This is a genomic window from Streptomyces sp. WAC 01529 (assembly GCF_003945545.1).
Taxonomy (GTDB): Bacteria; Actinomycetota; Actinomycetes; order Streptomycetales; family Streptomycetaceae; genus Streptomyces; species Streptomyces anatolicus.
In genome coordinates, this window is record NZ_CP029617.1 from 4171900 (window position 1) to 4185346 (window position 13447).

The window sequence follows — 13447 nt, forward strand, 5'->3', positions numbered from 1 at the left end:
CCCCGTCCCGCCCCGGCCGAAGTCTCCCGACCCAAGTCGCCGCTGGTCAAGGCCTGTTCAGCTGTCCCACGGTGTCCCAGCGCCGTGGTCCTGCCCGGCGGGGGCGGCTGTCATGGAGTCACACCCCGAGAGAACGAGGAGAAACCCCAGATGCAGTCCCGTATGAAGAACCCCGCCGTCGTCCTTTCCGACGCGATGCAGCCCATCCAGCAGCTCCTCAAGGCCGCGCAGGCAGGGGGCGTCGACGGTCAGACGCTGGAGCTGGTGCACCTGCGGGTCAGCCAGATCAACGGTTGCAGCTCCTGCGTCGACGGCGGTGCCAAGACCGCCCGTAAGGCCGGAGTGAGCGACGAGCGGCTCGCCGCGGTCGTCGCCTGGCGCGAGGCCCCGTACTTCACCGAGGAGGAGCGGGCGGCTCTCGCCCTTGCCGAGGCCGCGACGCGGCTCGCCGACCGTCCCGACCCGGTGAACGACGAGGTCTGGGACACGGCCGCCACCTACTTCGACGAGAAGCAGCTGGCCGCGCTCGTCCTGATGATCGGCGTCACCAACCTGTTCAACCGGCTCAACGCCACGACCCGCCAGATCGCCGGCGCCTGGGGCTGACGGACACCGGCCCGGGACGACCCAGCAGAGGGGCACGCTCTGAGGGGGCGGCGGGCCGAGACAGGAAGAGCGCGGGCGCTGTTTCACGTGAAACATCGAGGGGCGGGAGGCCACTGGCCTCCCGCCCCTCAACGCTGCGTGGCGTGCGTCAGCTCCGCTTGTCCCGGTCCGCCGCCTCCGCCTCGGCCTGCTTGGCCTGGACCTCGGGGTCGAGGGCCGCCTGGTCACTGCCGTCGACCGAGGTCAGCGGCGTGGTGTCCGGGACCTCGGTGGCCGCGGGCGGCTCGACGAGCCAGTCGGGGTTGGCCTGCTTGTCCCACCACTTCCAGGCGGCGAAGGCACCACCGGCGAGGATGCCGACGACGGCGAGCCTCTTGGCGATGCGGCCGTTCCTGGCCCGGCGCTCGTGCTTGCGGATCAGGCGCTGGACCTCCTTCACGGAGACCTGGCCGCGGAGCGCGGCGAGGGCGGCGGTGCTGCGGGCAGCGGCCTCCTCGCGGACGGGCTGGGCGGCGGCCACCGCGGACTCGATGCGGGGCTTTGAGTAGTCGGCGGCCTGGCGGGCGGCCTTGCGGGTGCGGATGGCCGCCTCGTGCGCCGCGTGGTCGACCTTCGGCGGCACATGCGTACGCGCCTGCTCGACGCGGGGGGCGACATGGGCGCCGTACTGGACACGGGCCTGTTCGGCCGCCTGTGACACCTTGGGTGCCAGCCGTGCACGCGCCTCCTGGGCGTAATGCGCGGCTCGGTCCTTGGCCGTGTCGGCGTATGGCGCCACCGCGTCCGCGGCGTGCCGCACGCTGTCCTTGGCCGAGCCGGTCGCGGCGCGCACGCTGTCGATGCGGGTCACGTGATCCTCCTCCTCGGTGGCGTATACGTATGTCACCTTTCCACCCTTTGAAAGATCATGCCTTCTGAATGGCACTCAGGCACGAGAGGGTGGGCATCCGGGTCAAGGGCGCCGACTCCGGCTGAACGGTGCGATAGGCGCTCTTCGCCGACAATGCCACGGATCCCCCCGGCGCGCGCCCACTCGGTGGCTACTCGTCGCAATCCGGTCCGTGCGAGGATCGGGGTGTCACAGAAGACAACGGAAGGCAGATCGTGGCTGAGCAGCTTTACGCCACCCTGAAGACCAACCAGGGCGACATCGTGGTCCGGCTCCTGCCGAACCACGCGCCCAAGACGGTCAAGAACTTTGTCGAGCTCGCTCAGGGCGAGCGCGAGTGGGTCCACCCCGCGACCGGACAGAAGACCACGGACCGCCTGTACGACGGCACGGTCTTCCACCGCGTGATCCAGGGCTTCATGATCCAGGGCGGCGACCCGCTGGGCAACGGCACCGGTGGCCCGGGTTACGAGTTCGGGGACGAGTTCCACCCGGACCTCTCCTTCAACAAGCCCTACCTGCTGGCGATGGCCAACGCCGGCCCGGGCACGAACGGCTCGCAGTTCTTCGTGACTGTGTCGCCGACCGCGTGGCTGACGGGCAAGCACACCATCTTCGGTGAGGTCGACGACCCGGCCAGCCAGAAGGTCGTGGACGCCATCGCGACGACCCAGACCAACCCGCGCACCGACCGCCCGGTGAGCGATGTGGTCATCGAGTCCGTGGTCATCGAGACCCGCGACGCCTGATCAGCGCGTACCCGCGCGTAGCGCGAGGGAACCGAACCGCCCCGCCCATCCGTAAAGGAAGGGCGGGGCGGCGCGTTGCCGTGTCGTGCCGTCACAGTGCCTTCGTACGGAGATTGAGGGGACCCCATGGAGCAGGTGCCAGGCAGCCCGCAGGAGCCGCGAGGGGCATCGGGCCTGCCCGTCTGCTACCGCCACCCGGACCGTGAGACCGGCATCACCTGCACGCGCTGTGAACGGCCCATCTGCCCCGAGTGCATGATCAGCGCCTCGGTCGGCTTCCAGTGCCCGGAGTGTGTGCGTGGCGGCTCGGGGACCGGTCACGACCCGGCGGCCAACCAGCCGCGCACGGTCGCGGGCGGCACGGTCACCGCCGATCCGCGTCTGATCACCAAGGTCCTTGTGGGGCTGAACCTCGCCCTGTTCCTGGTGCAGATGGCGGTCGGGGACCGCTTCACCGACCGGTACGACATGCTCGGGCTGGCCTTCGTCCCGGAATTCGGCTCGGTCGAGGGGGTCGCCGAGGGCCAGTGGTACCGCCTGGTCACAGCGATGTTCCTGCACGGCGGCGTCATGCACATCGCCTTCAACATGCTGAGCCTGTGGTGGATCGGCGGCCCGCTCGAAGCGGCGCTCGGCCGGGCCCGCTACCTCGCCCTCTATATGGCATCGGGCCTCGCGGGCAGCGCGCTGACGTATCTGCTCGCCGAGCCGAACCAGCCCTCGCTCGGAGCCTCCGGCGCCATCTTCGGTCTGTTCGGCGCGACCGCGATCCTGATGCGGCGCCTGAAGTACGACATGCGGCCGGTGCTCGCCCTGCTGGCGATCAACCTGCTCATCACCGCGTTCTGGCCCAGCATCGCGTGGCAGGCGCACGTCGGCGGTCTCGTGGGCGGCGTCATCGTCGGGTACGCCATGGTGCACGCGCCCCGCGAGCGGCGGAGCCTCATCCAGTACGGGAGCTGTGCGCTGGTGCTCGTCGCGGCCGTGGTGATGGTGCTCGTGAGGACCGGCCAGCTGACCTGAGCCCCCGTTGTCCACAGCGTGTGTTCGACCCTGTGCATGCGGTGGGGAACAACCGTGCCCCTCGTCGCTGACCTGGGTTTCCCCAGGAAGGACAAGGGGCGAGCGGCGTCGGCGAACCGGTGGTCCAGTCACACCGGCGTCAACCGGCGGAGAGTTATCCACAGATCTTCAGACCTTTTCCACTCGTGTGGATAGCGCTGTGGATAACTCAGGGCAAGGCTTGCGCGGAGGGGTCTACCTGCGCTCTGTGGAGGTGACTACTTCCCCTGGGCGGAGCGGACTACTTCCACTGCGTGGAGACGCCGAATCCCGCCGCGATGAAGCCGAAGCCGACCACGATGTTCCAGTTGCCGAGCGGGTCGATCGGCAGATTGCCGTCCGTGACGTAGAAAACGACGATCCAGGCGAGTCCGATGAGGAACAGCGCCAGCATCACGGGAGCCACCCAGCTGCGGTTGGTCAGCTTGATGGCCGTCGCCTTCTTGGAGGGCGGCGGCGTGTAATCGTCTGCTGCCTTCTTGCGGATACGTGACTTCGGCACGAGGGTCTCTCCTGTCGATGCGCTGCGTGGCCGCGCAGGTAACTGTGGGCTGGCGCCGGGCGGGACACCACGGGGAGCTGAGGCCTCCCCCGGGCGTCCGTTAGCGTAGTGCTTCCGCGGCGCTGAAGGAGATAAGGGTACGTTGAGCAATTCTGCCGACTCCCCCAAAGGTGCCGGTCGTCGCATCCGATGGCGTCCGGTTCGGGTGCTTACGGGCGCCGTTTTCGCGCTCGCCGGCCTGATTTTCTTCACCAGTTTCAACACGGCCAAGGGCACCAACATCCGTACGGACGCATCACTGCTGAAACTCTCCGACCTGATTCAGGAGCGCAGCCACAAGAACGGCGCGCTCGACGAGTCCAACGGCTCCCTGCGCGACGACGTCGAATCGCTCGCCCAGCGCGACAACGGCGGCACCAAGGCCGACGACGCCCGGCTCAAGGCCCTGGAGGAGAACGCCGGCACCAAGGAGCTGACCGGCGAGGCCGTCACGGTCACCCTCGCGGACGCCCCGCCCGACGCCACCGCCAAGCTCCCCGGCTACCCCGAGCCCCAGCCGAACGACCTGGTCATCCACCAGCAGGACCTCCAGGCCGTGGTCAACGCCCTGTGGCAGGGCGGCGCCAAGGGCATCAAGGTCATGGACCAGCGGCTGATCTCCACGAGCGCCGTGCGCTGCGTCGGCAACACCCTGATCCTCCAGGGCCGCGTCTACTCCCCGCCCTACAAGGTGACCGCCGTGGGTGACCCCGACAAGCTCAAGAACGCCCTCGCCGCGTCCCCCGAGATCCAGAACTACATGCTGTACGTCAACGCGTACGGCCTCGGCTGGAAAGTGGACGAGGACGGGGCGGTGACTCTTCCCGGCTACTCGGGCACAGTGGATCTCCACTACGCGAAGCCCGTGGAGTGAGGCGGAGCCAGCCTCGGGGAGGGGCCGCCCTGTGTCCGTGCGTGCGCTCGTCAGGACCTTCAGCGAACTGTGCGTCACCGTCGGCGCGCTGATCGTCCTCTTCGTGGTCTACGTCCTGTTCTGGACCGGTGTGAAGGCCGACAGTGCCATGGACGACCAGATCGACCGGCTCCAGGACCGGTGGGCACAGGACTCGGCACCCACGGGGGCGGACGGCGGCGGGGACGCCGTCGAGGCCGCCCCGAAGAAGCCCGGCCCCTACAAGGACGGCGAGCCCTTCGCCGTGATGTACATCCCGCGGTTCGGTTTCACGTGGAACAAGCCCGTGCTCCAGGGCACCGGCACCGACGTGCTGAAGAAGGGCCTCGGCCACTACGCCTCCACCGCGCGGCTGGGACAGCCGGGCAACTTCGCCGTGGCCGGGCACCGCCGCACCTACGGCGACCCCTTCAAGGACTTCCCGAGACTGCGGCCGAACGACCCCGTCGTGCTCACCGACGGCACCACCTGGTTCACGTACCGCGTCGCCAGGAAACCGCACAAGACCGTTCCCGGCGATATCGGCGTCATCGATCCCGTCCCGCGCCGGTCCGGCTTCGACGGGCCTGGCCGATACCTCACCCTCACGACCTGCGAACCGGAGTGGGGCCGCAGCCACCGGCTGGTCGTCTGGGCGCATCTGGATGCCACCCAGCCCGTGGACGCCGGGAAACCGGAGGCACTGCGCCGTTAGTCTGTTGCCGTACGGCGAGAGAGGCCTGTTGCCGTACGCGACGGAAGGGACGGCATGTACGGCTGGATCTGGCGGCATCTGCCGGGAAACGCATGGGTGAGGGCACTGATTTCCCTGGTGCTCGTCTTCGCGGTGGTCTATCTGCTGTTCCAGTACGTCTTCCCCTGGGCCGAGCCGCTGCTGCCCTTCAACGACGTCACCGTGGACGGCCAGTGAGCACCCCCGGCGGCGACCGCCGCACCCGCGTCCTGGTCGTGGACAACTACGACAGCTTCGTCTTCAACCTCGTCCAGTACCTGTACCAGCTGGGCGCCGAGTGCGAGGTGCTGCGCAACGACGAGGTCGAGCTGCGGCACGCGCAGGACGGCTTCGACGGCGTCCTGCTCTCACCGGGCCCCGGCACCCCCGAGCAGGCGGGCGTCTGCGTCGAGATGGTGCGGCACTGCGCGGCGACCGGCGTGCCCGTCTTCGGCGTCTGTCTCGGCATGCAGTCGATGGCGGTGGCGTACGGCGGTGTGGTCGACCGCGCCCCGGAGCTGCTGCACGGCAAGACCTCGCTCGTACGCCACGAGGGCAAGGGCGTCTTCGCGGGGCTGCCGTCGCCGTTCACCGCGACCCGCTACCACTCGCTGGCCGCCGAGCCGGCCACGGTCCCTGCGGATCTTGAGGTCACGGCGCGCACGGAGGACGGCATCATCATGGGGCTGCGCCACCGCGAACTGCCGGTCGAGGGCGTGCAGTTCCACCCGGAGTCCGTACTGACCGAGCACGGCCACCTCATGCTCGCCAACTGGCTTGCGGAGTGCGGCGACAGCGGGGCCATCGGCCGATCGAGTGGGCTCGCCCCGGTGGTGGGCAGGGCCACGGCGTGACGGCCGCGTCGGACGCGGGGGAGCCGGGCGCGGGTGCGGATCCGCTGCCGGGGCAGCATCCCTCCCCGTGGTTCCGCAGCGCGTCGGTGGAACCAGAGCCGCAGCCGCAGCCGCAGCCGCAGCCACAGCCGTACTCCGGCGACTGGTACGCGGCCCCGGAACCGGCGCAGGGCCCCCCTGAACCCACGTACGAGCAGCTCTACGGCGCCTACGCCCCCGAGCCGATAGCCGACGACGAGACGGTCGGCCTGCGCACCGCGGACACCCGCCGCGCCATCGAGCCGGAGCCCGGCCGCCCCGCCGAAGGCACGGCCGCCACCGGGAGCACGGCCGCCACCGAGGGCGCGGTCGCCACCGGGGGCAGGGCCGCCCGTCGCAAGGCGGCCAAGAAGGGCGGCACACCCGTCGCCGCTCCCCGGCCGGGCGCCGCTCCCCTCTCCCGCGTCGAGGCCCGCCGCGCGGAGCGTGCCCGCAGGCCCTCGCCCGGCGCGGTGATCAGCCGGGGGCTCGGCGAGGTCTTCATCACCGTGGGCGTGCTGATGCTGCTGTTCGTCACCTACCAGCTGTGGTGGACGAACATCCGGGCCCAGCAGCAGGCCGACGGCGCCGCCCACGACCTCCAGGAGGACTGGGCGAGCGGCAAGGGCAAGCCGGGCGCGTTCGAGCCGGGCCAGGGCTTCGCGCTGCTGCACATCCCCAAGCTGGACGTCGTCGTGCCGGTCGCCGAGGGCATCGACAAGCAGCAGGTCCTCGACCGCGGGATGGCCGGCCACTACAACGAAGGCGCCACCAAGACCGCGATGCCCGACGCCGAGAAGGGCAACTTCGCGGTGGCGGGCCACCGCAACACCCACGGCGAACCCTTCCGGTACATCAACCGCCTGGAGCCGGGCGACCCCATCGTCGTGGAGACGCGGGACAAGTACTTCGTCTACAAGATGGCGAGCATCCTGCCGCAGACGGACCCCGGCAACACCCGCGTGCTCGACCCGGTCCCGCGGGGCAGCGGCTTCACGAAACCCGGGCGCTACATCACACTGACCACCTGTACCCCGGAATTCACGAGCAAGTACCGAATGATCGTCTGGGGCAAGATGGCCGAGGAACGGCCGCGCAGCAAGGGCAAGCCGAGCGCGCTCGTCAACTAGAAGTGTGAGAACGGGGCAGAACCAGTGGCAGCCACGACCGAAGACGACGAGAAGCAGGCTGAGGCGCCCGCTCCGGCGCCCGCACCACGACGCCGGGGCCGCGGCCCCCTCGCCACGGCGGTCAGCGTCTTCGGCGAACTCCTGATCACCGCGGGCCTCGTCCTCGGCCTCTTCGTCGTCTACTCCCTGTGGTGGACGAACGTCGTCGCCGACCGCGAGGCGCACAAGCAGAGCGACAGGATGCGCGACCGCTGGGCGGGCGGCCCGGGCAGCGTCGACACCAGGGGCGGCATCGGCTTCCTGCACGTCCCCGCGATGGGCGGCGGTGAGATCCTGGTCAAGCCGGGCACCGACAGCAAGCTCCTCAACGACGGCGTCGCCGGTTACTACAAGAAGCCGGTCAGGTCCGCCATGCCCGAGGACGAGAAGGGCAACTTCGCGCTGGCCGCGCACCGCGACGGGCACGGCGCGAGGTTCCACAAGATCGACAAGATCAAGAAGGGCGACGCGATCGTCTACGAGTCGCGGGACAAGTGGTACATCTACAAGGTGTACGCGACCCTGCCGTCGACCTCGAAGTACAACGTGAAGGTCCTCGACCCGATCCCCAGGGAGTCGGGCGTGAAGAAGGCCGGCCGCTACATCACGCTGACGACCTGCACGCCGGTCTTCACCTCCAACTACCGCTATGTCGTGTGGGGCGAGCTGGAGCGGATCGAGAAGGTCGACCACGACAGGACGCCCCCGGCGGAGCTGAAGTGAGCGTCTGACCAGTCGGTGCACGACAGAGCCCCGGTACCGCTCGGGTACCGGGGCTCTGTCATACGCGGCTGACGGATCAGTCCGACGGATCAGGCGGCTGACGGGTCAGTCCTCGTAGGGGTCCCAGCCCTGGCGGGAGTCGCGCTGCGAGAGGCCGCCGATGAAGCCGCCGCCGTCGTCTCCGCCGCCGATTCCGCCGTTGCCGTTGCCGCCGCCGTTGCCGTTTCCGCCGTTGTCGCCGCCGCCACCGCCACCGCCCGCGGTGGTCAGGTTGACCGCCGTGCCGGGCTCCGCCTTCTGGCCCGCGTCCGGCGAGGACTGGACCACGAAGGCGTCGTCGTCCTGCGGGCCCGTGATGGTGCCGACCGACAGGCCGGCGTCCTCGATGGCCTTGCGGGCGTCCTTCAGCTTCTGGCCGACCACCGTCGGGACGGTGGTCTCCTCGGGCGCCTTCGCGACCTGGACGGTGACGGTGGAGCCGGGGTCGGCGAGGGTGCCGGCCGACGGCGTGGTCTTGATGACCTTGCCCTCGTCGACCTCGTCACTGGCGACATCCGACCGCTGGGGGGTGAAGCCGCTGTCCGTGATCTGCTTCGCGGCCGCCTCGTAGGACTGGCCGGTCACGTCGGGGACCGCGCTCTGCTTCTTCTCCTTGGCGACCGTGAGCGTGATGGTCTCGCTCTTCTCGATCTTGCTGTCGCCCGGCGGGTCCTGGTCGATGACCTTGCCGGGAGTCCGGTCGGACTCCTCGTTCTCCCTCTCGATGGAGGTGAACCCCTTGGCCTTGAGCTGGCTCCTGGCCTCTTCGAAGCTCAGCCCCTGCACGTCCGGGACGAGGATCTTCGGCGAGCCCGTCGACACCGTCACCGTGACCGTGTCGCCCTTCTTGACGTCGGCGTCCACCCCGGGGCTCTGGTCGCAGACCTCGCCCTTGGGGTACTTCGCGCACGCCTTGCGGTCGCCGACGGCGAACTTGAGACCGACGTTCGTGGCCGACTCCTTGGCCTCGGCCTCGGTCTCGCCGATGAGGTTCGGCGCCTTCAACGAGTCGTCGGTGCCGTTCCCGCTGAACGCGTACTTCCCGATGAGGATCGCCCCCACCAGGACCAGCACGCCCGCCAGGATCAGCAGCCACGTCGAGGTGTTGTTCTTCTTCTGGCGCCGCCCGTGCCCGCCCTCGTCGTGGCCGTAGCCCCCGCCGTCGGCGTCGACCGGCGGCATCATGGACGTCTGGCCGCCGCCGTTCTGCGGGCGCAGCATCGCCGTCTGCTGGTCGTTCGGGTGGCCGCCGTAGCCCACCGCGCCCATGGCGGCGGTGGCCGCGACGGGCTGGCCGTCCAGGCACGCCTCGATGTCGGCGCGCATCTCGTCGGCCGACTGGTAGCGGTAGTCCGGATCCTTGGTGAGGGCCTTCAGGACGATGGCGTCCATCTCCGGAGTGATCTCTCCGTCGAAGACGCTGGGGGCCTGCGGCTCCTCGCGTACGTGCTGGTAGGCGACCGCGACCGGGGAGTCGCCGACGAACGGCGGCCGGACGGTGAGCAGCTCGTAGAGCAGACAGCCGGTCGAGTACAGGTCGGAGCGGGCGTCGACCTGCTCGCCCTTGGCCTGCTCCGGGGAGAGGTACTGTGCCGTGCCGATGACCGCCGCGGTCTGCGTCATCGTCATGCCGGAGTCGCCCATGGCGCGGGCGATGCCGAAGTCCATGACCTTGACCTGGCCGTTGCGCGTCAGCATGACGTTCGCGGGCTTGATGTCGCGGTGGACGATGCCGTTCCGGTGGGAGTACTCCAGGGCCTGGAGGATGCCGATCGTCATCTCCATGGCCCGCTCAGGCAGCAGCTTGCGGCCGGAGTGGAGGAGCTCGCGCAGCGTGGAGCCGTCGACGTACTCCATCACGATGTACGGGATGGAGACACCGTCGACGTAGTCCTCGCCGGTGTCGTAGACCGCGACGATCGCCGGGTGGTTGAGCGAGGCGGCAGACTGGGCCTCACGGCGGAACCGGGCCTGGAACGACGGATCGCGGGCGAGGTCGACCCGCAGCGTCTTCACCGCCACGGTGCGTCCGAGGCGGGTGTCGTGCGCGAGGTAGACCTCCGCCATCCCACCACGGCCGAGCACCTGGCCCAGCTCGTACCGGCCGCCGAGGCGACGCGGCTCTTCCATAGCTAATCCAGCCCTCTCCGTCGGTCCCGACCGCACCTTTGTGTGGTCCGGCGGTGTGCTGTCCGGGCATACGGTACCCGGCTCGACTTGCGTGACCCGGACGTGACCGTCAGCCGATACCGGACCGGTACCGCAACGTGCACCGATGTCGAGTGGCCGTGACGGGCGTCACTTCTTGCTCTTGATGACCGCTTCCATCACGGACTTGGCGATGGGCGCGGCGAGCCCGCCACCGGAGATGTCACCGCGGTCGGCGTCGCTGTCCTCGACGACCACGGCGACGGCGACCGGCGACCCGGAGTCCGTCTTGGCGTACGAGATGAACCAGGCGTAGGGGTTCTTGCTGTTCGCCACACCGTGCTGGGCCGTGCCCGTCTTGCCTCCGACGGTGACGCCGGGGATCTGGGCGTTGGTTCCGGTGCCTTCCTCGACGACCGTCTCCATCATCTCCTGGAGCTTCTGGGCGTTCTCCTTCGACAGCGGCTCGCTCATCTCCTTGGGCGAGTGCTTCTCGATGACGTCCAGGTTCCGCGCCTGCAGCTCGCTGACCATGTACGGCTCCATGAGCGTGCCGTCGTTGGCGATCGCGGAGGCGACCATGGCCATCTGGAGCGGGGTCGCGGCGGTCTCGAACTGGCCGATGGAGGAGAGCGCGGTCTGCGGCTTGTCCATCTCCTCGGGGAAGTGCGAGGCGTTGGAGCGGACCGGCACGAACTGCTGTTCGTTGAACCCGAACTCCTTCGCCGTCTCCAGCATCTTGTCCTTGCCGAGATCGGAGCCGATCTTGCCGAAAACGGTGTTGCAGGAGACCCGCAGCGCCTCACGCAGCGTGGCGTTCTTGCAGGGGATGTTCCCCTCGTTCTTCAGCGGGGTGGTGGTGTTCGGCATGGTCCACGGCAGCGGCGACTTGGTCTTCTCGTCGATGCCGTCGTACAGGCCGTGCTCAAGGGCGGCCGCCGCCGTGACCACCTTGAAGGTGGAGCCGGGCGGATAGGTCTCGCGCAGGGCGCGGTTGACCAGCGGCCTGTTCTCCTTGTCCTTGTCGAGTTCGAGGAACTTCTCGGCCTCTTCGTTGGTGTTGCCCGCGAAGTCGCCGGGGTCGTACGAAGGGGTGGAGGCCAGCGCCAGGATCGCGCCCGTCGACGGGTCGATGGCGGCGACGGCGCCCTTGCCCTTGCTCTTCAGGCCGTCGTACGCGGCCTTCTGCGCGGCGGAGTTGAGGGTCGTGACGACATTGCCGCCCTCCTTCTTCTCGCCGGTCAGCATGTCCAGGGTGCGGCGGAAGAAGAGCCGGTCGTCGTTGCCGGTCAGGATGCCGTCGTCGATGCTCTCCAGCTGCGTGGCGCCGATGCGCTGCGAGGAGTACCCGGTGATGGGGGCCCACATGGGCCCGTTCTTCCAGGTGCGCTTGTACTTCAGGTCGCTGCCCGGGGTGGCCTTCGAGCCGGTGATGGGCTTGCCGTCGACGATGATGTCGCCGCGCGGCTGGGAGTAGCGCTCGATGGTGACGCGGCGGTTCTTCTCGTGCTTGGCCAGGGTGTCGGCCTGGACGTACTGGAGCCAGTTGTCCCGGGCGAGCAGGGCGAGGACGAGCAGCCCGCAGAAGATCGCGATCCGGCGCAGGGGCTTGTTCACGGTCGGACCACCTGGGTCATTTCGGCGTCGGGGTTCGGGGCGGGGGACGGCGCGGGACGGCGCGCGGTGTCGCTGATCCGGAGCAGGATGCCGACCAGCGCCCAGTTGGCGATGACGGACGAACCGCCGTACGCCAGGAAGGGCATGGTCATACCGGTCAGCGGGATCAGGCCCATGACGCCGCCGGCGACGACGAAGACCTGGATGGCGAAGGCTCCGGAGAGGCCGATCGCCAGGAGCTTGCCGAACGGGTCGCGGGCGGCGAGGGCCGTGCGGACACCGCGCTCGACGATCAGGCCGTAGATCAACAGGATCGCCATGACGCCGGCCAGACCCATCTCCTCGCCGAAGGTGGCGAGGATGAAGTCGGAGTTGGCGGCGAAGCCGATGAGGTCGGAGTGGCCCTGGCCGAGTCCGGTGCCGAGGACACCGCCGGAACCGAACGCCATCAGCGACTGGGCGATCTGGTCACTGTTGTTCTGGATGACCGAATCGGAGAACGGGTTCAGCCAGGCGTCCACACGCTGCTGTACGTGGGGCTCGAAAGAGGCCACGCTGACCGCGCCGACGGCGGACATCAGCAGACCGAACACGATCCAGCTGGTGCGCTCGGTGGCGACGTAGAGCATCACGACGAACATGCCGAAGAACAGCAGCGACGTACCGAGGTCGGTCTCGAAGACGAGGATCAGGATCGACATCGCCCAGACGACGATGATCGGCCCGAGGTCGCGGCCGCGCGGCAGGTACAGGCCCATGAAGCGGCGGCTGGCCAGGGCGAGGGCGTCGCGCTTCACCATCAGATAGCCGGCGAAGAAGATCGCGATGACGATCTTCGCGAACTCACCGGGCTGGATGGAGAATCCGCCGACCCGGATCCAGATCTTGGCGCCGAAGACATTCATGCCGAGACCCGGCACGAGCGGCAGCAGCAGCAGGACGAGGGCGCCGACCATGGAGATGTACGTGTAGCGCTGCAGGACGCGGTGGTCCTTGAGCAGGAGCAGCACACCGACGAAGAGCGCGACGCCGATCGCGGAGTACATCAGCTGGTTCGGCGCGGCCTCGACGAAGTTCTTGCGCTGCTGGAGCTTCTCCGACTGGTCGAGCCGCCAGATGATCACAAGGCCGAGGCCGTTGAGCAGCGTGGCCAGCGGCAACAGCAATGGATCCGCATACGCGGCGAACTTGCGTACGACGATGTGGCCGACGCCTGCGAGCAGGCCGAGCCCCATTCCGTACCCGAGCATGCCGGTGGGCAGCTCGCCGGTGAGCGCGAGGCCCACGTTCATATAGGCGAACAGCGGGATGACGACCGCGAACGCGAGCAGCGCGAGCTCGGTGTTGCGCCGGCTCGGCGCCCCGATCGCGCCGATCGTCGACGTGTGTGTAGTACTGCTCATGGCG

13 protein-coding genes are annotated in these 13447 nt (G+C 68.9%); 8 read left to right on the top strand and 5 right to left on the bottom strand.

The genetic code is table 11. The annotated features are described in order from the left end of the window. Positions 1-150 precede the first annotated feature (150 nt). Complete coding sequence (locus DMA15_RS18815; RefSeq protein WP_125513967.1) at positions 151-606, top strand: carboxymuconolactone decarboxylase family protein; 456 nt, start codon at positions 151-153, stop codon at positions 604-606. Between the two features lie 148 nt (positions 607-754). Here the strand turns inward: DMA15_RS18815 and DMA15_RS18820 are convergent, their stop codons facing one another. Further along, positions 755-1456, bottom strand: coding sequence for a DUF5324 family protein (locus tag DMA15_RS18820; RefSeq protein WP_125517867.1), 702 nt, complete (start codon positions 1454-1456; stop codon positions 755-757). A gap of 254 nt (positions 1457-1710) precedes the next feature. Here DMA15_RS18820 and DMA15_RS18825 point away from each other — a divergent pair, with 254 nt between their 5' ends. Then, positions 1711-2244 (top strand): peptidylprolyl isomerase, encoded by a 534-nt coding sequence (locus DMA15_RS18825; protein ID WP_125513968.1) that lies wholly within the window; start codon positions 1711-1713, stop codon positions 2242-2244. Positions 2245-2370: 126 nt separating this feature from the next. Then, complete coding sequence (locus DMA15_RS18830) at positions 2371-3267, top strand: rhomboid family intramembrane serine protease (RefSeq protein WP_125513969.1); 897 nt, start codon at positions 2371-2373, stop codon at positions 3265-3267. A gap of 280 nt (positions 3268-3547) precedes the next feature. Here DMA15_RS18830 and crgA read toward each other — a convergent pair whose 3' ends face one another. Next, positions 3548-3808: a cell division protein CrgA gene (crgA, locus tag DMA15_RS18835; RefSeq protein ID WP_125513970.1), complete on the bottom strand. Its 261-nt coding sequence runs from the start codon at positions 3806-3808 to the stop codon at positions 3548-3550. 142 nt (positions 3809-3950) lie between these two features. On the opposite strand from crgA, the gene DMA15_RS18840 reads away from it, so the two are divergent. The 5 genes from DMA15_RS18840 (at position 3951) to DMA15_RS18865 (ending at position 8236) form a co-directional block, all read left to right on the top strand. Next, complete coding sequence (locus DMA15_RS18840) at positions 3951-4721, top strand: DUF881 domain-containing protein (protein ID WP_125513971.1); 771 nt, start codon at positions 3951-3953, stop codon at positions 4719-4721. A 37-nt stretch (positions 4722-4758) separates the two neighbouring features. Next, the gene (locus DMA15_RS18845; protein ID WP_125517868.1) at positions 4759-5454 is read left to right on the top strand and encodes a class E sortase; all 696 of its coding nucleotides are present in this window, start codon (positions 4759-4761) and stop codon (positions 5452-5454) included. Between the two features lie 212 nt (positions 5455-5666). Continuing rightward, a complete protein-coding gene (locus tag DMA15_RS18855) occupies positions 5667-6326 on the top strand; it encodes an aminodeoxychorismate/anthranilate synthase component II (protein WP_125513973.1) in 660 nt (219 codons plus the stop codon). Next, a complete protein-coding gene (locus DMA15_RS18860; RefSeq protein ID WP_240659851.1) occupies positions 6323-7474 on the top strand; it encodes a class E sortase in 1152 nt (383 codons plus the stop codon). Before DMA15_RS18855 ends, DMA15_RS18860 begins: the two co-directional genes overlap by 4 nt. A gap of 24 nt (positions 7475-7498) precedes the next feature. After that, the gene (locus tag DMA15_RS18865; RefSeq protein WP_125513975.1) at positions 7499-8236 is read left to right on the top strand and encodes a class E sortase; all 738 of its coding nucleotides are present in this window, start codon (positions 7499-7501) and stop codon (positions 8234-8236) included. 105 nt (positions 8237-8341) lie between these two features. Here DMA15_RS18865 and pknB read toward each other — a convergent pair whose 3' ends face one another. The 3 genes from pknB to DMA15_RS18885 all read right to left on the bottom strand — a co-directional run bounded on the left by pknB (position 8342) and on the right by DMA15_RS18885 (position 13443). Beyond that, positions 8342-10405: a Stk1 family PASTA domain-containing Ser/Thr kinase gene (gene pknB / locus DMA15_RS18870; RefSeq protein ID WP_125513976.1), complete on the bottom strand. Its 2064-nt coding sequence runs from the start codon at positions 10403-10405 to the stop codon at positions 8342-8344. A gap of 168 nt (positions 10406-10573) precedes the next feature. Beyond that, positions 10574-12040 carry a penicillin-binding protein 2 gene (locus DMA15_RS18880; RefSeq protein ID WP_125513977.1) on the bottom strand — a complete coding sequence of 489 codons (1467 nt, stop codon included), beginning with the start codon at positions 12038-12040 and terminating at the stop codon, positions 10574-10576. After that, a complete protein-coding gene (locus DMA15_RS18885) occupies positions 12037-13443 on the bottom strand; it encodes an FtsW/RodA/SpoVE family cell cycle protein (protein WP_125513978.1) in 1407 nt (468 codons plus the stop codon). The genes DMA15_RS18880 and DMA15_RS18885 overlap by 4 nt, the downstream gene beginning before the upstream one ends. Positions 13444-13447 lie beyond the last annotated feature (4 nt).

Bases quoted from the DNA above. Each gene is read 5' to 3' on its own strand.
- DMA15_RS18830 (WP_125513969.1), top strand. From the start codon at position 2,371: ATGGAGCAGGTGCCAGGCAGCCCGCAGGAGCCGCGAGGGGCATCGGGC.
- pknB (WP_125513976.1), bottom strand. From the start codon at position 10,405: ATGGAAGAGCCGCGTCGCCTCGGCGGCCGGTACGAGCTGGGCCAGGTG.
- DMA15_RS18885 (WP_125513978.1), bottom strand. From the start codon at position 13,443: ATGAGCAGTACTACACACACGTCGACGATCGGCGCGATCGGGGCGCCG.
- DMA15_RS18815 (WP_125513967.1), top strand. From the start codon at position 151: ATGCAGTCCCGTATGAAGAACCCCGCCGTCGTCCTTTCCGACGCGATG.